The organism is Shouchella shacheensis (assembly GCF_001484965.1).
Classification (GTDB): Bacteria; Bacillota; Bacilli; order Bacillales; family Bacillaceae_D; genus Shouchella; species Shouchella shacheensis.
Map to the genome: position 1 here is coordinate 275,268 of NZ_LLYY01000003.1, position 19,395 is coordinate 294,662.

At 48.2% G+C, this 19,395-nt stretch carries 12 protein-coding genes and 1 other annotated feature; of the genes, 10 read left to right on the forward strand and 2 right to left on the reverse strand.

The window, feature by feature from the left end; genetic code table 11:
* Window positions 1-79: 79 nt before the first annotated feature.
* On the reverse strand, window positions 80-2,197 hold the full coding sequence (gene pulA / locus AVZ68_RS07540) for a type I pullulanase (protein ID WP_059103906.1): 2,118 nt from the start codon (window positions 2,195-2,197) through the stop codon (window positions 80-82).
* Between the two features lie 483 nt (window positions 2,198-2,680).
* On the opposite strand from pulA, the gene glgB reads away from it, so the two are divergent.
* The 8 genes from glgB (at window position 2,681) to ysxE (ending at window position 14,130) form a co-directional block, all read left to right on the forward strand.
* The gene (glgB, locus tag AVZ68_RS07545) at window positions 2,681-4,573 is read left to right on the forward strand and encodes a 1,4-alpha-glucan branching protein GlgB (protein ID WP_367576332.1); all 1,893 of its coding nucleotides are present in this window, start codon (window positions 2,681-2,683) and stop codon (window positions 4,571-4,573) included.
* 88 nt (window positions 4,574-4,661) lie between these two features.
* Window positions 4,662-5,840, forward strand: a complete 1,179-nt coding sequence (locus AVZ68_RS07550) for a glucose-1-phosphate adenylyltransferase (protein WP_059103908.1) — start codon at window positions 4,662-4,664, stop codon at window positions 5,838-5,840.
* Window positions 5,828-6,934 carry a glucose-1-phosphate adenylyltransferase subunit GlgD gene (gene glgD / locus AVZ68_RS07555; protein WP_059103909.1) on the forward strand — a complete coding sequence of 369 codons (1,107 nt, stop codon included), beginning with the start codon at window positions 5,828-5,830 and terminating at the stop codon, window positions 6,932-6,934. Before AVZ68_RS07550 ends, glgD begins: the two co-directional genes overlap by 13 nt.
* Before the next feature lie 49 nt (window positions 6,935-6,983).
* Entirely contained in the window at window positions 6,984-8,399 is a 1,416-nt protein-coding gene (locus AVZ68_RS07560; protein WP_059103910.1) for a glycogen synthase, read from the forward strand.
* Window positions 8,400-8,409: 10 nt separating this feature from the next.
* Window positions 8,410-10,827 carry a glycogen/starch/alpha-glucan phosphorylase gene (locus tag AVZ68_RS07565; protein WP_082676365.1) on the forward strand — a complete coding sequence of 806 codons (2,418 nt, stop codon included), beginning with the start codon at window positions 8,410-8,412 and terminating at the stop codon, window positions 10,825-10,827.
* Between the two features lie 268 nt (window positions 10,828-11,095).
* Entirely contained in the window at window positions 11,096-12,229 is a 1,134-nt protein-coding gene (gene spoVID / locus AVZ68_RS07570) for a stage VI sporulation protein D (RefSeq protein ID WP_059103911.1), read from the forward strand.
* A gap of 9 nt (window positions 12,230-12,238) precedes the next feature.
* Window positions 12,239-13,129: a hypothetical protein gene (locus AVZ68_RS07575; RefSeq protein WP_059103912.1), complete on the forward strand. Its 891-nt coding sequence runs from the start codon at window positions 12,239-12,241 to the stop codon at window positions 13,127-13,129.
* Window positions 13,126-14,130 (forward strand): spore coat protein YsxE, encoded by a 1,005-nt coding sequence (gene ysxE, locus AVZ68_RS07580; RefSeq protein ID WP_059103913.1) that lies wholly within the window; start codon window positions 13,126-13,128, stop codon window positions 14,128-14,130. The genes AVZ68_RS07575 and ysxE overlap by 4 nt, the downstream gene beginning before the upstream one ends.
* 97 nt (window positions 14,131-14,227) lie before the next feature.
* On the opposite strand, the gene AVZ68_RS21180 is transcribed toward ysxE, so the two are convergent.
* Window positions 14,228-14,449: a YszA family small membrane protein gene (locus AVZ68_RS21180; protein WP_496196938.1), complete on the reverse strand. Its 222-nt coding sequence runs from the start codon at window positions 14,447-14,449 to the stop codon at window positions 14,228-14,230.
* A 248-nt stretch (window positions 14,450-14,697) separates the two neighbouring features.
* Window positions 14,698-14,922: a binding site (T-box leader), on the forward strand.
* 292 nt (window positions 14,923-15,214) lie between these two features.
* Here AVZ68_RS21180 and AVZ68_RS07585 point away from each other — a divergent pair.
* Window positions 15,215-17,854, forward strand: coding sequence for a valine--tRNA ligase (locus tag AVZ68_RS07585; protein WP_059103914.1), 2,640 nt, complete (start codon window positions 15,215-15,217; stop codon window positions 17,852-17,854).
* A 229-nt stretch (window positions 17,855-18,083) separates the two neighbouring features.
* The gene (locus AVZ68_RS07590; RefSeq protein WP_059103915.1) at window positions 18,084-19,382 is read left to right on the forward strand and encodes a bifunctional folylpolyglutamate synthase/dihydrofolate synthase; all 1,299 of its coding nucleotides are present in this window, start codon (window positions 18,084-18,086) and stop codon (window positions 19,380-19,382) included.
* The last annotated feature ends 13 nt before the right edge of the window (window positions 19,383-19,395 follow it).

Genomic DNA, 19,395 nt, shown 5'->3' on the forward strand with positions numbered 1-19,395 from the left:
TCCTCTTAATATGGCAGTGAGAAATGGCCTTTGATGTGTTTCACTAAAGGCCAATTCCCTTGAAGTTTTAGTTAATTTATTAGCCTTTTCTTTCATTCACAAGCACGGCAAATTCATAGGGGTGGATTTCGGCATACTCACAATCAGTCTCTCGCTCAGCTAGTTTGGACTCACTCATCCAGTTGGAAAGCTCACAGCTCCAGTGCCCTGTGGAAGGCAGATGAATGCGGTGGGCCTTCTTGGTTGGGTTAGCAACGATGCAAAGGTCAGACGTGGTATCAAAAAGTAAATAGCCAAACAGGTTCTCAGGCATTTGCAAAACATGAAACGAGCGCTCGATGTCGTGGATGGATTCGAGGCGAAGGGCCTTGTATGTTTTGCGTAAGTGAATGGCCGCACGCACAAATGCAACCGCTTCTTCTTCATGCTCTCGCTGTGTCCAGTCGAGGGCATTGATGCGATCCCCTGATAGGTAGCTATTGGCGTCTCCTTTCTTTGTGCGAAACCATTCCTGACCAGCATGAAGAAAAGGAATGCCCTGGCTAAGCAAAGTGAACCCCGTAGCCATTTGATGCATCCGTTTGCGTTCTGTCTCGCTTTGTTCAGAGTTCGCTTCAAGTAGGCGGTCCCAGAGTGTATGGTTATCGTGGCATTCAACGTAGTTGACAATTTGCGTAATATCGCTGGCAAAGGGAATACCGAATTTTGCAGAAACAGAACCGTTCACAAGGTGAGGCATTTGTTCAAGGTGTCGACCTTGCCCGTTTACGAAGCCAGTGCTTCGCGGTGAAAATAAGTCACCTTTTATCATATCCCGGAAAAAGTCATTAAAAAAGCGAATGCCTGGAAGTTGTTCGGACTGATGGACGTTGGCTTTCTTAGTCTCACAAAGCACGGTGGGCAAAACCCATCCTTCCCCTAGTAAAAGAATCGGCCTTGGTTCTCTAGTGCAGCGTCTCCGTATTTGCTGTACTGTTTCAACATCAAGGGCGCCCATTAAATCAAAGCGAAAGCCATCAACTTGAAAATAAGTCAGCCAATAATTAATGCTGTCTAAAATAAAGGAACGAACCATGGAACGTTCAGAGGCGAGATCGTTGCCGACCCCAGTGCCGTTGCTCGGCCTTCCGTCCTCCTCGTAGCGAAAATAGTAGCCTGGTACCAAGGATTCAAAGGGGGATGTCTCCATCTCAAATACATGGTTGTAAACAACGTCGAGGATAACGTGTAGATCTTTGGCATGAATGGCATCGATCATGTTTCTCACTTCAACGAGGCGAACACCTGCATCCTCCACATCCGTCGCATAGCTTCCTTCTGGCGTTTGAAAAAAGAGCGGATCATAGCCCCAGTTGTAGTCTTGTTCCGGGAAGCGCTCATCGACGCGGGCAAAGTCATTGATGGGCAAAAGTTGGACGTGCGTCACGCCAAGCTCGTGGATGTAAGAAAGGCCTGTAGAATATCCTTTTTCTGTTGCGGTATGCGCCTCGGTTAACCCCAAGTATTTTCCTTTGTTTTTGATGCCACTTGCAGCATGCGCGGAAGCATCGCGAACGTGAATCTCATAGATGATCGCGTCTTGCTCATGGGCAAGGGGAGTCGGAAGTTTTGCCTCCGGGCGGTTGGCGAAAAGACGTTCCATATTAACAATGACGCTTTCCTTGCTATTGGCTGTTAATGCCTTGGCGTAAGGGTCATTGGCCCTCTTTTGCTTTCCGTTAATGCCGACTTCAAATTGATACGAAATTCCGTCCCAATCGCCTTCAAGTGTGTATTGCCATACACCGTGGTCATTGCGGCTCATCGCATACAATCGAGAATCCGCTACGACGGACATTGCTGTTGCTGTAGGGGCCCAAACCGAAACCGTTGTTGATTTATCGCTACAGATTGCCCCAAGTGAGGCGTGTTCTGCTGAGTAATGCTCCTCAAAATAAGAGGTACGTACAATGTCGCGGGGATAAACGGGACAGCGATCCTCATCGACAAGTAGTGAAAGCGCTAAGCCTAGAGGTGGACATTCAGACAGCCGCAGTGCCAGACGCCCCTTAGCGATAGACTCGACATCCTCTACTGTATAGGAGTACGAGCCGGCTTCAAGCGTAAATGCACTCGTGCCTAAGCTGTTCCACTTCGGCTGTGAATGTTCAACATTTATAGTTACTGGGCTATCTAGCCAGGCGATTGAATGAGTCAATGATGATCGCTCCTTTTTAGGTAGTTACATACATTCTATTGTTGAGGGCGTTGACTTGCTCCTTTATTCGTCAGTAAACACCATCACGTCATGTAGAAAAACATTTAGCCTTCGACAGATACCAACAAAAGTTGGTGTGAAGAAAAGTAGATACCCATACCCGGTTCTAACAAAAACGAAAAGCGATTTGTGAAAAAATGTATTCTTTCCAAGCGGGTACTAGGAAGGGACAATGCCACCTCACTGCTCAGCGTTAGTTGGCTAGCGTTTTCCAAGGCAGCGTTCTGTTCTTCAAAGGAGAAACGCACTTAGAATACGTCGAAAAATGAAGAAAAGTTTTCTGACGAATTTCTTTTGGTTTTTTGTGTGTTCCCGTATACTTAAACAAAGGGTCTGTTTACTTGTTCGGGCTTGAATGGTCAGTGTCTCCCGTTTTAAGGAGACTTAACCGGCAAGTGGAAAAGGAGGGAAGGTTGATTGTCTGTGTCTGTCCGAAAAGACGATGTGTATTTGTTTCATCAGGGAACCAATTACTATAGCTATAAGCTGCTTGGCTGCCACGAGGAAGTTCAAAACGGGGCGAGGGGGTACCGATTTGCCGTATGGGCTCCAAATGCGGAAGCTGTCTCAGTGGTTGGCGATTTTAATGAGTGGCAAGGAAGGGACTACCGACTGACTCGCTTGAATCGCGCAGGGGTGTGGGTTGGCTTTTTTGTAAATGTTACGGAGGGACAGGCATATAAATATGAATTGGTTACGCCTGAAGGGGATGTGCGCTTAAAAGCGGATCCTTACGCGACTCAAGCAGAGCTGAAGCCAGCAACTGCTTCAATCATAAAGGCGAAAAGCCGCTACAACTGGAATGACCGGGGATGGTATGAACAAAAAAAGAAGCAAAATAGTGATCAATCTCCCATCTCTATCTATGAGGTTCATGCTGGGACGTGGCGTAGGAGGGAGGACGGCGGGTATTACTCGTATCTCGATTTAGTAGAGACGCTGATTCCTTATGTCAAGGAGTTAGGGTTTACGCATATTGAATTTCTACCGCTGAGCGAACACCCTTTTGATGGCTCCTGGGGCTATCAAATTACTGGCTACTATGCAGTCACAAGTCGATACGGACCTAATGAAGATTTTAAATATTTTGTCGATAAATGTCATCAAGCAAACATAGGTGTCATTATGGACTGGGTCCCCGGCCACTTTTGCCGCGATGATCACGGATTAAGGCAGTTTGATGGACGAGCGTTGTATGAATATGCTGGGGCAGACAAAGCGGATAAGGCTCTATGGGGAACGCTTGCCTTTGATTTCGGTCGACCGGAAGTGCAAAGCTTTCTCATTTCCAATGCGATGTTCTGGCTCGAGGAATACCATATGGATGGGTTGCGTGTGGATGCGGTTGCCAGCATGCTTTACTTGAACTTTGACCGATCCGATCAAGACCCGCGCCTCGTTAACTCCTTCGGTGGGGAGGAGAATTTGGAAGCACGTGCGCTGCTTATGAAGCTCAATGAAGTGGTGTTCAAAGGCCATCCCGATACGCTGATGATTGCTGAGGATAGTTCCAATTTGCCGATGGTGACGTCTCCTACATACGAAGGGGGCCTGGGATTTAATCTCAAGTGGAATATGGGCTGGATGAATGACACGCTCACCTACATGGAGACCGATCCGATCTACCGGAAATGGCATCATGAGAAGCTCACCTTTTCCATGATGTATATGCATACGGAAAATTTCATGCTTCCGCTTTCGCATGATGAAGTGGTTCATGGGAAGAAATCTCTTCTTGATAAAATGCCTGGCGATCAGTGGCAGCAGTTCGCTCACTTAAGGCTTTTGTACGGCTACATGATGACGCATCCAGGAAAAAAGCTGTTGTTCATGGGCGGGGAATTCGGTCAGTACATTGAATGGCGAGACTCAGCAGAGCTCGATTGGTTGCTGCTTGCATATCCTCTTCACTTCAGCATGAAGACGTATATGCAAGCTCTTAATGCGTTGTACCGGACGTATCCTGCACTCTATGAAGGAGATCACAAGCCAGGAGGATTTGAATGGATTGACCCTCATCATGCGAACCAAAGCGTGATTGCGTTCCGCAGAAAAGCGATTCACTCCAACGAAGAGCTAATCGTGATTTGCAATTTCACTCCGGCCACACATTTTGATTACAACATTGGTGTTCCGGTTCCAGGGACCTACCAGGAAATCTTCAACTCCGATGCAGAGAGGTTTGGAGGCTCCGGTAAGCGCAGTGTCGCTAATCACTTCAGCATCCCGACCAGTTGGCACGGTCTTTCTCAACATATTAGGGTCATGATTCCGCCGCTCTCAACAATGATTTATCAGCAGAAAGTTGAACCATAATTGTCACAAGTTGTGATGCTAAATCCTTTGGGGCGCGCATATTTTTAAGGAGTACATTCGTTTATAGAGAAAAAGGAGGAGTGCATACGTGAGGAAAGAATGTGTGGCCATGTTACTAGCAGGAGGGGAAGGGAAGAGACTGGGTTTAATGACAAGAAAGCTAGCAAAGCCAGCGGTTCCTTTCGGAGGGAAATATCGAATCATTGATTTTACGTTAAGCAACTGTGGGAATTCCAACATCCATACGGTCGGTGTGCTCACACAGTACTCGCCCCTCGAATTAAATCAGCACATTGGCATCGGAGAGCCCTGGGGCTTGAACCGGCAGAAAGACGGTGTCTCTATTCTTTCTCCACATACCCGCGCACACGGCGGGCACTGGTATGCCGGAACCGCTGATGCAATTTACCAGAACATACACTTCATTGATCAGTACAACCCAGAGCATCTCCTTGTGATTTCCGGTGACCACATCTATCAAATGAACTACAAAGAGCTACTAGACGAGCATACGCGCAACGAGGCAGACGCGACGATCTCAGTAATGGAAGTCCCTTGGTTGGAGGCGTCAAGGTTCGGGATATTAAATACAGATGAGAACTTGCGCATTTATGAATTTGAGGAAAAACCAGCTGAGCCGAAAAACAACCTTGCCTCGATGGGCATTTACATGTTTAAGTGGAGCGTTTTACGTCGTCACTTGCTAGAGGATCACGCATGTGCTCATTCAAGTCATGACTTCGGAAAAGACATCATTCCGAAGATGCTTGCTGAGGGCAATGAAATGCTGGCGTATCCTTTTAAAGGCTACTGGAAGGACGTGGGCACCATTCAAAGCTACTGGGAAGCCAACATGGACATGCTTGATGAAGATCTGAGCCTATCGCTGAACAACAAACAATGGCGGACGTATTCCAACAGTGCGAACTACCCACCCCATTATCTTGATAAGGAGGCACGGGTGAATTACTCGCTCCTTAGTGCCGGTTGCTTAATTTCAGGTACGATTGAGCATTCGGTGCTGTTTGAACATGTCCATGTTGAAGGGAGGAGCCTCATCATGGAGTCGATTCTTCAGTCTGGAGTGCAAATAGGGGCAGGGGTTGTTCTTGAGCGTGTGATTGTGATGGAGAATGTGAAGGTTCCGGACGGCATGATGATTCAAACACCGGAAGGGGCGGAGCCGTTGATTATTGATCAGAATTTCATAGAACAGGCACGCGAGTCAACTACAAAGGTGGAGGGGGATTTGCTATGGAATCAATGATCGGGCTTATCAATCTTGATCAGGAACGAGACTTTTTGAATGAGCTGACGTACTTCCGCTGCGGAGCTGCTGTTCCTTTTGGCGGAAGGTATCGGCTGATCGATTTTACGCTTTCGTCGATGGTGGATGCGGGCATCTCAGAAGTCGCGATTTTCGCACCAAGCAAATATCGTTCTCTTATGGATCATCTGGGTTCAGGAGAGAATTGGGGCCTTGCGCGAAGAAATGGACGTCTTTTTATTTTGCCTCCTGATTGGCATGATCCTACAGATCTTTCGGCAGGAGATTTGCGGTACTTTCATAACAATCGTGATTTCTTTGCCAGAAGCGCTTCAGCGCATGTGCTTATTAGCGGAAGTCAGTTTCTTTCCAACGATTCCTATCAAGCCGCATTTGCACAGCATTTGGAACTTGACGCAGATGTCACGCTTCTGTCCACTGAAATGGATCCAACAGACGACCATCGGGGATGCAGTCGACTGGAGGTCGATGAGAATCATAATGTAACAGCGCTGACGTATGAGCCAGAGAACCGCTTGCTCTTTACGGGGGCCTATATTATAAAAAAGAGAAAGCTGTTAGCGCTTGTTGATGAATGCATTGCAAGGCATAAGCAGAATTTGTTCCACGAAGGAGTTAAGGGGAACCTGCACTCACTGCGGGTTAAACATCATGTGCAGAATGGTTATGCGGTCTTCATTACATCGATTAAGTCCTACTACCGGCAGCATATGAATCTCTTAAACTGCAAGAATTTTAAGGAATTGTTTTATCAGGCACCTCGGATTCGTACAAAAATTAGCAACGAACCTCCGACCCAGTATTTGGGCCAGGCGAGTGCGCAAACAGCGCTGGTGGCAAACGGCTGTGTAATTGAAGGGAGTGTGGAGAAAAGCGTATTATTTCGTGGTGTTCATGTACATAAAGGGAGTCGCGTGAAGAACTCGATTGTTATGCAGCGTTGTATAATTGAAGAAGGCGTCTATTTAGAAAATGTCATTCTTGATAAAGATGTCACGATCGCTTCCGGCCAAACCCTGATCGGGTCCAGTGACAAACCGTATGTGATCGCGAAACGTCAGACGGTGTCATAAGTGACTGGACTCAGGCATCATGACAGAAAAGAGGAGGGGACCACTGCCCATGAAAAAAATTTTATTTGTTGCTTCTGAATGTAGCCCTTTCGTTAAAACTGGTGGGCTTGCGGACGTGATTGGCTCGCTTCCTCTTGCTCTTAAGCAATCGAACGGGGCCGATGTGAGAGTCATTCTGCCGCTATATGATGAAGTAGCAGAGTCGTACAGCGAGGAATTCCAGTATGTCGCTCGCTTTCACGTAACGCTTGGCTGGCGCGAGCAAGAGGTCAGTCTGTACTCGTATGAGTATAAGGGCGTTATTTACTACTTCATCGAGAATAACTACTATTTCACGCGTAAAGGCATTTATGGGTACTACGATGACGGGGAGCGCTTTGTGTTCTTTAGTCATGCGGTCATGGCGGCGCTTGCTAAGCTCGATTTCGTTCCGGATGTCCTACACGCGCACGACTGGCAGGCAGGGCTGGTTGTTGCCCTTGCAAACATTGAGCAGCCGATTGAAGGTTTGAAGACAGTCTTCACGATTCACAATATAAAGTACCAGGGAGTCATGCCTCACAGCACATTTTCTGATTTCTTTAACCTGTCTGGGGAGCACTTCAGCGGCTTCGAGTGGAATGGGATGATCAACTGCATGAAAAGCGCCTTGTTTCACGCTGATAAAATTACGACCGTCAGTCCGAGCTATGCCGAAGAAATCCTCGACCCTTATTACAGCGAAGGCCTTCATCCCCTCCTACACGAGCGATTGGAGGATTTAAGCGGCATTCTCAACGGCATTGACACAAAGGAATACAACCCGTTAACAGATCCGAACTTGCATATCACGTATCGAGACTCTCGTGTTAAAAAAAGCATCAATAAGGCGTTTTTGCAAGAAAAGCTTGGGCTGTCAGTGGATGAGAGCATTCCCCTCTACATCATGGTCACCCGGCTAACGGAGCAGAAAGGACTGCATCTCATTAAACGAATTTTACCTGAATTCTTGCAGCATAACGTTCAGTTCATCCTTCTCGGCACAGGGGAAGCAGAATTTGAAGCATTTTTTGCTGAGTTGCCCCATATCTTTCCGGATCAAGTGCGATCGCTGCTCTCATTTAATGAGGAACTAGCTAGACAAATGTACGCGAGTGCTGATTTCTTTTTGATGCCTTCGCAATTTGAGCCATGCGGACTCGCTCAGCTGATCGCTCTCCAGTACAAAACGGTGCCGATCGTGCGGGAGACGGGAGGGCTTAGAGATACGGTTGTTCCGTTCAATAGCGTAAGCGGAGAAGGGAACGGGTTTAGCTTTGCCAACTATAATGCCCACGATTTGCTACATGTGCTCTACGACTCACTTGACGTTTATCAAGATGCGATCCAGTGGCGGCGGCTGATTAAAAATGTGAACAAGCAAAAGTTTGACTGGCAACACTCGGCGGAAGAATACAGCCAATTGTATGCCACGGTAACGAAATGAGGGGAAGTCTTTGACGAGATTGCGCAAACAGGAATTTTTAGAACGGTTAAAAATGAGCATCCCTTCATTGGGGGAGCGTTCTCTTGGAGAAGCTACGGAGCAAGAGCTCTATTACGGTATCGCCCAGATTGTGAATGAGGAGATCAAGCAGGACTGGCAACAAACTGAAGCGAGCTATGCGAAGAAGAAGCCTAAACAAGTGTACTACCTATCAATGGAATTCCTGATCGGCCGTATGCTCGAGGCGAACTTGCTCAACTGCGGGTTACTAGAGGTGACGAAGGAAGCATTGGAAGAGATGGATCATTGTCTTGACCAAATTCTGGTGATAGAAAACGATGCAGCACTGGGCAATGGTGGTCTTGGTCGCTTAGCGGCCTGTTTCCTTGATTCGCTGGCGTCGCTTGGCTATGCAGGTCATGGTCTCGGCATACGCTATTGTTACGGGCTCTTTAAGCAGCGCGTCATTCAAGGACACCAAGTCGAGCTCCCAGACGACTGGCTCAGTATGCCGTACGCTTGGGAGGTTCAAAAGCCAGAGGAACAAGTGCTTGTACGTTTCGGTGGGGAGGTGTCGATGCATGCTAGAACCGACGGGTCGCTAGAGATTGAGCTTAGGAATACGGAGGATGTGCTTGCCGTCCCGTACGATGTGCCGATCGTCGGGTACGAAAACAACGTTGTCAATTCACTGCGCCTTTGGAGTGCTGAATCAGCAGGTGGCGAGGAGGAGTGCAGCAGAACCTTTTACCGCGACCTGGAGAACGAGCAATCGATTAAACAAATCTCGGGTTATCTCTACCCGGATGATTCCGAGGAAGAAGGAAAGCAGCTAAGACTTAAACAGCAGTATTTTCTTGTCTCTGCTAGTGTTCAGGAAATCATTCGCACCTTCAGACGTCTCCACCAGAAGCCGCTGAGTAAGATGCCGGAGAAGGTCGCGATTCAAATCAACGATACACATCCGACACTGACGATTCCAGAGCTGATGCGCATTCTTATGGATGAAGAGGGCTACGGTTGGGAGGAGGCGTGGAGCGTTACAACCAAACTCGTTGCCTACACGAATCACACGACGCTTGCCGAAGCATTGGAAACGTGGCCGGTGGCGCTTGTGAAGAAATTGCTGCCACGCATCTATCAGATTATTCATGAGGTGAACGAACGTTTTTGCCAGTGGCTCTGGTTCAATCATCCGAGTAAACGAGATCAGATTCCGCAAATGGCGGTCATTGCCGATGGGCAGGTGCACATGGCAAGGCTTGCCATCGTCGGCAGCTTAAGCGTGAACGGTGTGGCCCGCATTCACACTGATATTTTAAAAAAAGAGGAAATGAACGACTTTTACAGACTTTTTCCTGAGCGTTTTAACAACAAAACCAATGGGATTACCCACCGTCGTTGGCTTTTGCAAATCAATCCAGCGCTCGCTTCATTAATCTCCGATGTTATCGGAGCAGCGTGGGTGAAGCGACCGAGTCAGTTGATCAGTCTCCTTCGTTATTCCAAAGATCAGCCTTTTCTTGAAGAGGTTTCGAGCGTAAAACAGGCGAACAAGCAAAAACTCGCAAACGACGTGTACAATCAGACAGGTGTGATGATCGATAGCCAATCGATTTTCGATGTGCAAATCAAACGTCTTCATGAGTATAAGCGGCAGCTTCTGAACATTTTCCATGTTATGCATCTTTTCAACGAGCTTAAAGATAATCCACGCCTTGAACTGACGCCGCGTACCTTTCTGTTTGCAGCAAAAGCCGCGCCGAGCTATTACATCGCCAAGGAAATCATCCACTTGATCAACAAGGTGGCCTCTGTTGTTAATCATGACCCGGATACAAAAGAGAAGCTAAAAGTCGTTTTCTTGGAAAATTACAACATCAGCCTGGCCGAAAAGCTGATCCCGGCAGCTGATATTAGTGAACAAATTTCGACGGCGAGCAAAGAAGCATCCGGGACAGGAAATATGAAAATGATGATGAACGGGGCGATAACACTTGGGACGCTGGACGGGGCGAATATTGAGATTTTGGACCTGGTAGGGCACGCCAATATGTTTACGTTTGGGTTAACGTCAGAGGAAGTGCTCGATTACTATCGTAATGGCGGGTACTCTGCGAAAGATCTGTATCAAACCGATGATCGGCTCAGGCGAATTCTGGATCAGTTGAATGACGGTGTCTTTGGTTTGGAGCGGCTGTCATTTAAAGATCTATATTACCAGGTTTTGTACCAAAATGACCCCTACTTCGTTTTAAAAGATTTTGATGCCTATATTGAGACCCATGAACTCATCGAGCAAAGGTACAAAGACAAGTGGAACTGGCTGACAATGAGTGTTAACAACACGGCCTATTCGGGAAGGTTTTCCAGCGATCGAACGATCAAAGAGTACGCCGCAGAGATTTGGGGAATCAAGCCTTTATAAAGGAGCTTCGCAGTGTTTTCTGCGGGCTTTTTTGTTTATCTCTGGCAGTAGGAGCTTCGGGATTTTTCAGTCCTGCCCGGAAATCCAAAAGCGGGATTTCTCGTGCAGGCCCTCCAAAATCCTCGCTTTTGTTCAATCCGCCTACGCTTTTCGGTATTCCCTGCTTTTCATCGTGAAAGAGGCATAACCTGTGGGCATTCTTCATAATGTGTACTGTACGACATATCTATGAATAAAGGCTAGATATGAAGATGAGGGGGAATGAACGGTGACACAGGAACATCCTTCCACATTAACCTTTTCGATCGAGGATTCGGTTTGGTTAAATAAAGGACAGGAAATCGAAGAAATTATTGGCATGTCGCTTACACCGGAAATAGCCGTTGATCAGGATGGCGAGCATGTCACAATCAAAGGAGGCTTGCGCTTTATCGGAGAGTACCGTGTCGGACAAGACGATGAGCCGCAAGGAGAAGACTCGTTTGAAGCACTCGGTTCATTTCGCTCGGTTGGAGATATGGAACAGGTGGAGGAAGACGGAACCGGGGAAATTGAGCATGTGTTCCCGATTGATATTACGATTCCGATGGCGCGCATTCAGAGTGTCGACGACATCTTTGTTGAAGTGGAATCGTTTGACTACGATTTGCCCGAGAAAAGCTGTATTCAGCTGACGGCTGATGTGTGCATTAGTGGAATGAGCGCTGGAGAAGAGGAGCCGTACCACCCTGCTAACCCGGGGCAAGCTAGGGAAGAGGAGCCCGAAGAGCCGCTGGAGACAGCCTTTTCTTTCGAGGCGGTGCAAGAGCCAGTGATTCAAGAGACAGGGCACAGCGAGGAACGACAGCGCGATGATAACGAAGAGATAAACTCACCTGTGGAATACGAAGTGGCGCCGCTCGAGCCAGAAGCAACTTCTCCGCAAATAGAACCTCTCCGTGCCGCGTATGAAGAGGCGGGGGGAGACGATGAGCCAGTTGAAAAAGAGGTGGAGAAGCCTGAACGTCGCCCGTCTTTTTACTCCTCTTTAAGTGCAATGGCAAGCCGTTCGGCGAAGCAAGAAGAAGAGCCAAGTGCCCATCTTGAGGAAACGTCACAAAGGGCTCCGACCACTGATCATCGGGGCGAGGCAGACATCGTGGAAGAAGTGGAAGAAGAACAAAGGGAAGAGCCACACGGGATTCGTCAGGAAAACGCCCTCTATCTAACAAAGATGCTGCGCAATGAAGATGAGCAGTTTTCGAAGTGGCGGATGTGCATTATCCAGGGAACAGAAACGCTTGAGCATGTAGCCGAAAGGTATGAAATATCAACAGCTCAGCTCACTCGAATGAATAACTTAGAATCCGAGCATCTAGAGGAAGGACAAATCCTCTACATTCCGGTTTCAACGAAGTCATAGGTGGGCCCCATGCTAACGAAATTACAAGAGCAGTATGCATGGGATGAGGCCCGATTTGTTACGGAGACGTTGGTTGAGACGACGCAAGGACGAAAACGAATTCATCTATGGCAAGATGAAACGCTTTTAAATTGGCATATTTTGTGGCGTGACCGTTGTAGTGTCACGCCTTATGTGCTAGTCGATCGGATGATTCGCACAACCGAAGGAAAGCCCTATCTAAAGTGGAAACACCGCTATGTAACCGTTCACGATGACCTTCAGGAACATTTTCCTCAAAAGGGTCGGGAAGGGACGTGGGGAATGCTGCTCGCTTCTATGATCGAAAACGGCCTTGGCACAAATCATGTCGCTACCGAAGAGGCGCCCGCGCCGCGCTATGCAGAGCTCTCTCACTCTCTTTCAAGTATGGAAGAGGCTGAACGGCAAATGGTACGTCGGTTGATGACGGAAGCATCGGTGCGAGAGAAAAAAGCGGGCAAGCTTTTGAGGAGCACGAACGCTTCACTTCCGATAATGGATCGAGTGGAGGAAACGAAACAGGCCAAGACAACTTTTGACGTGCTGGTTTGGTACGGAACGACCGCGCGTCCAGAACGCGGTTACTATTCGCTCGTTCGTTTTCTAAAAGAGTGGCGTCAGCGCAATGGAGAGGAGTCGTTATTACGCCTACTGGAGGGAATCCCTGAGAAAGTAATTCTAGGCGAAGACCAAGGGGCGCTTATGCTGGCTGAAGCGCTGAAGCCGTATGAGCTTAATCACGTCGCCGAATGTGTAGGCAAATGCTCAGCAGAAGATCTAAAGCATGAAGTCAAACGAGCCCTCAAAGAATGGGAACAGACGAGAGGATTTGTATCGCTTATGGCTAATTGGCTGGATCAAAAGAAGGTGACAACATGAATCAACCGTATGAAGCGATTTTGTTCTATTACGATATTCAACCGCAAGAAATCGAGGATCTCGGAAAGGTAAAGAAGGTGAAGGCAGCGCAGGGAACGTTTGCATTAAAGGAAACCGAACTGAACCGCTTGCGGGCAGACGAGCTTGTTCATGCTTTTCGCAAGCTCGCCAGGCTTAATTACAGATCGCTCATCCCGATTCTTCCGACTAAATTTGGCGAATATACGATCTCCAGTGGGCAAAAGAGCTATTATCTAATGCCCTGGGTGAAGGAGCTTGACTACACGGATCGGGTGTCAATGGAAGAGAAAATTGCCGATCAAATGGGTGTGATTCATCGTTTAACGGTCAAAACGCAGCAGGCTTCTAAAGAAATTCTTGATCAGTCGTGTGAACGATTGCTTTCAAGATGGGACATGCGTATATTGGAACTGAAGCGCTTTGCTGATCAGGCAGAGCAGAAGACGTATATGTCTCCCTTCGAATTGACCTTTCTTACGCATATGTATATGTTCGAGCAAATGTCAGGAGGGGCGAAGCAGCATTTAGAAAAGTGGTATGAGTCGACCTTGGAGAAAGGGACGTATCGCAGCGTGCTTACCCATGGAAGGCTTTCTCGAAAGCATGCACTGTTCTCGGCGGAAAATCAACCACTTCTCTTTAACTTCGAGCAGGCCAGTCTTGATACCCCTGCCCGTGATTTAGCGAGCTTTTGCCGCCATAGCTTTCCGTATGCGCTTTGGTCTGAGGAAGAAGTCTTTCGCTGGTTTGGACGCTACGAATATCACTTGCCTCTACTTGATGCGGAGAAACAGCTCGTTTGTGCGTATATGCTTTTCCCGGAGCCGATTTATTATGCGATGCTTGACTATCAAACAAAAGGAAACGAAAAAAGTGAGCTTGAACATGTGCAACGTTTAGAAAAACGAGTGATTGCCTTGCGCAAAGTCCAGCGGCTTGTATCAAAGCTCGCCCCGGCTGAAGAAGAAGAGGAAGGGTAAACGGAAGCATCAGGGATGGGTCTCTGGTGCTTTTTTATGCTTGCAAAAAAGGCATGGGCACAGGCAGCGTCTAGATGGTGAAGACGCTGCCATACCGTTAGAAAATTCCGAGGAGTAGACAGATCCAAAGAACGGCAATGAAAGCAAAGAGAAAGAGGTCAAGAGCTGTAGGTAGAAGCAAGAGACGGATCAGCTGAAAGGTGGCAATGGGCGGCAAAATTTGAAGCATCATCAGGCGAAATGATCCCCGTCTTCTAGGAGGACCAGGCATTGGACAAGGGGGCGGAAAGCCCCGGAATCGTTTGGGCATAAACAACATCCTTTCTGTTCGACACGAACAATGGACGAGAGCCTAGCTCCATTTTCGCAGGCTCTTCTTCAATGTATGACAGCTGAATGAAAGCCACTTTTTTCTATCGTATGTATCTGTCAAGACAGAGGTCCCGGATTTAGCTTCCAAATGGGCGTATATCTTTCATGAAAATAGGCGACGCTTGGAGGAACGAAACGGTTGTTGACGAAATAAGATGGAAAACGGTAAAATAAGCGCAAGACGATTAAGTATATAGGTAAGCGTTGATCAGGAAGAGTAGAATGAGCTGGCATGCAGAGAGGGAAATCCAAGGTTGGAAGGTTTCCTATGTACGGCTATTTGAATGTCGCCTGGGAGCTGCCTTGCTGAAATGAAACGTAGGCAAGGCCGGGCACGGACCGTTATCCGGTTAAGTTGTGCAAGTGAAATTTGCTTGTGAACAAAGGTGGTACCGCGAACAAGCCCTCTTCGTCCTTTGAGATGAAGAGGGTTTTTTTGTTAGAAAAGCGGAGGCGGGTCGCTCAGAAGCGAGGATTTTGGAAGGCCTGACAAAAGAAATCCGATTTTTGATTTCGTTGTCAGGACTGAAAAATCCCGAGCGTCTACCCGCCGCAGCTGGATCAAGAAAAGCGGAGGCGGCCCTGCACACGAGCGACAAGTTCTGGAGCGACGGCAGAATCAAGCCCGGTTTTGGCTTGATCTGGCGGCGTGAAGAAACCTCGAGCGAGTGGGCGCCGCAACTGGAATTCAACATAATAAGGAGGTTCTACAATGGAACAGGAAGTTTCAATGCCGACCAAATACGATCCCAAGCAAACCGAGGCCAAATGGTATGACTATTGGGTGAAAGGCGACTTTTTTAAAGCGACAGGAGAGTCGGAGAAAGAGCCTTATTCGATCGTCATTCCACCACCGAACGTGACAGGAAAGCTTCATCTTGGTCATGCCTGGGATGCAACGTTGCAAGACATTCTTGCCCGCACGAAACGAATGCAGGGGTATGACACGCTTTGGCTGCCAGGGATGGATCACGCTGGAATTGCAACACAAGCCAAGGTGGAAGGAAAGCTACGCGAGGAAGGCAAAAGCCGCTATGACCTGGGACGGGAGAAATTCCTTGACACCTCCTGGGCCTGGAAGGAAGAATATGCAGGGTTCATTCGCGACCAGTGGGCAAAAGTAGGAATATCTGTGGACTACTCACGCGAGCGTTTCACGCTGGACCAAGGCTTGTCTAAGGCCGTGCGCGAAGTGTTTGTCCAGCTCTATGAAAAAGGATTGGTTTATCGCGGCGAGTACATCATTAATTGGGACCCACAAACCAAGACGGCGCTTTCTGATATTGAAGTGATCTATCAGGATGTTCAAGGGGCGTTTTACCACATGAACTATCCGCTCACGGACGGCAGTGCATCCATCGACGTAGCCACGACCCGCCCGGAAACCATGCTTGGGGATACAGCGGTCGCCGTTCATCCAGAGGACGATCGTTACAAGCATCTGATCGGAAAAACCGTCACTCTCCCGATCGTTGGCAGAGAAATTCCGATTGTTGCTGATGAGTATGTTGATCAGGAATTTGGCTCAGGAGCGGTGAAAATCACGCCCGCTCATGACCCGAATGACTTTGAAATCGGCAACCGTCATGATCTTTCTCGTGTGCTCGTCATGAACGAGGATGGAACGATGAACGAGAACGCTAACGTCTACCAGGGGTTTGATCGCTTCGAATGCCGCAAAAGAATTGTCAAGGATTTAGAAAACGCGGGCATTCTCTTCAAAATTGAAGACCATACACATTCGGTCGGTCACTCAGAAAGAAGTGGCGCTGTCGTTGAGCCGTACTTGTCGACACAGTGGTTTGTGAAGATGCAGCCACTTGCCGATGCAGCGGTGGAGCTTCAACAAACGGAGGGGAAAGTCCACTTTGTTCCTGATCGTTTTGAGAAAACATATATGCGCTGGATGGAGAACATTCGTGACTGGTGTATTTCTCGTCAGCTTTGGTGGGGGCACCGCATCCCCGCCTGGTACCATAAAGAAACAGGAGAGCTCTATGTTGGACAGGAAGCGCCTCGTGATCTAGAGAACTGGAACCAGGATGAAGACGTGCTGGATACATGGTTTTCCTCTGCGCTCTGGCCGTTTTCTACAATGGGTTGGCCAGAGGAGAACGCAACCGATTTTCAGCGCTACTATCCAACCAATGTTCTTGTAACGGGCTATGATATCATTTTCTTCTGGGTATCGCGCATGATTTTTCAGGGCAAGGAGTTTACAGGAAAACGTCCATTTAAAGACGTTCTGATCCACGGTCTCATTCGTGATGCGGATGGGCGGAAAATGAGCAAATCGCTCGGCAACGGCGTCGACCCACAGGACGTGATTGAAAAGTACGGGGCGGACTCCTTGAGATACTTCTTAGCAACGGGGAGTTCCCCGGGAAATGATTTGCGCTTTTACTGGGAAAAAGTCGAAGCGACTTGGAATTTCGGCAATAAGATCTGGAACGCCTCGCGCTTTGCCCTGATGAATATGGAAGGGCTCACGTATGAGGAGATTGACCTCAGTGGCGAGAAGTCGATTGCTGATAAATGGATTTTGACCCGCCTTCAGGAAACGGTTCAATCCGTGACAAGACTGATCGATACCTATGAATTCGGGGAAGTGGGGCGGCTTCTTTACAACTTTATCTGGGATGACGTCTGTGACTGGTATATTGAAATGGCGAAGCTTCCACTCTATGGTGAAGACGAAGCCGCAAAGGAAACCACACGCTCTGTGCTCGCTCATGTGCTTGATCAGACGATGCGTATGCTCCATCCGTTTATGCCGTTTATTACCGAAGAAATTTGGCAGCACTTGCCGCATCGAGGCGATTCTATCACCGTTGCCAGTTGGCCAAAATACGACGAGGCACTCGTCGATGCCGATGCGGTTGAAGACATGGAGCTATTGAAAGAATTGATTCGCTCTGTTCGCAATACGCGCGCCGAGCTAAATGTGCCGATGAGCAAGCAGGTCGAACTCCAGATTCGTCCGGCGAACGATGCCGCTGGAGAGCGGCTTGAGCGTGGAAAAGCGTACATCGAGAAATTTGGAAATCCAAGCAAGCTAGAAATCTCCACAACACTTGCGACGCCAGAAAAATCAATGTCTCATGCATTAAGTGGACTTGAACTATTTATGCCTCTAGCAGGATTGCTTGATTTAGAGGCGGAAGTGGCCCGTTTGAACAAAGAGCTCGAGAAGCTGAATAAGGAAGTGGAGCGCATTGATAAGAAGTTAAATAACGAAAGCTTTGTCGCAAAAGCTCCGGCTCATGTTGTGGAAGAAGAGAGAGCGAAGCAACAGGATTACATCGCAAAGCGCGATACCGTGAAAGTACGAATTGCTGAGTTGGAAGCCTAGAGAAATGTGGAGACCTGGAAACGGGTCTCTATGTTTTTTCGATCTCCGGCAGGTAAAAGCTCGAGGTTTTTCAGTCCTGCCCTGAAATTTAACACTGGAATTACGAGTACCATGCTTTCCAAAATTCTCGCTTTTGGGCAACCCGCCTACGCTTTTCGGAATTGCCGTCCCAGATGTGGCAAGTTTATAATGAAGGACAAGAGTTTTTTATGTTGGGAGATACAAGGGAATGAGAACGAGACAAGAAGCAATCGAGTGGATTCATAGTTTGCTGCCGTTCGGCATTAAACCAGGTCTTGCACGGATGGAGTGGATGCTTGAACGCCTAGATCATCCTGAGCGAGAGATGAAGGCGATCCACATAGCGGGAACGAACGGCAAGGGTTCGACTGTAAGTTACTTGCGCCATCTATTAGAAGCGGGAGGCTATCGTGTCGGAACGTTCACCTCCCCGTACATTGAATGTTTTGAAGAGCGAATCTCTGTGAACGGCGTGCCCATTTCCGAGGAAGACTTACTTCATGCGGCTCTTAAAGTGCGACCACTTGTAGAAGAGTTAACGGAAGCAGACCTTGGTTCGCCGACAGAATTTGAAGTGATAACAACCATGATGTTTTGGCATTTTGCGCGCGTTGCTCGCCCTGATTTCTGCGTGGTGGAAGTTGGTCTTGGCGGACGTTATGATTCAACGAATGTGCTTACCCCTCTCGTCTCAGCGATTACGATGATTGGGCATGACCATATGCATATCCTCGGAGCCTCGGTCGTGGAAATTGCGGCAGAGAAGGCTGGAATTATTAAAAAAGGGGTTCCGCTTGTGACGGGAAGTGAGGACGTGGAAGCCCTTGAGGTGATTGAGCGAACGGCGAAAGAGCAAGAGGTTTCTGTTAAACGGCTCCATCGTGATTTTCACGTTCAGAAAGCAGAGCTTAAATGGGAGGGACAGAGCTTCAGCTACCGTGCTAGGAGCATAACACTCGATCATCTGATCACACAAATGCTTGGGGAGCACCAGTTAAAAAATGCCGGTGTGGCCCTGGAGATGATTCGCCTTCTGGAGGAACAAGGAAACTGCAAGTTGAGTGAGTCGGCCATTCGCAGAGGGCTCGCAGCCACATCATGGCCGGGTCGCTTTGAAACCCTCGCAACGGATCCACTTCTTGTTGCGGACGGCGCACATAACGTAGAGGGAGTAACCGCCCTTGCCGCTACGCTTGTGCAAGCATTTAAAGACAGGCGCTATCATTTTATTGTCGCCGCAACGAAAGAGAAGGATATGGGAGAGCTGCTTGCCCCGGTGGAGAATCTGGATGCCGACTTTACATTCACGACGTTTGATTTTCATCGTGCGGCAAGTGAACGAGAACTTTATACCCAGGCAACGGTTGAAATCAAGCGCATGGAAAAAGATTGGCGTCAGGCGCTGCAAACGGCGCAGGCAAAGGCAGAGGCAAATACGATGATTGTCGTCACTGGCTCGCTCTATTTTATTTCAGAGGTTCGCCGTTTTATTAAGGGGAACCTATAGTTTTTTCTCTATT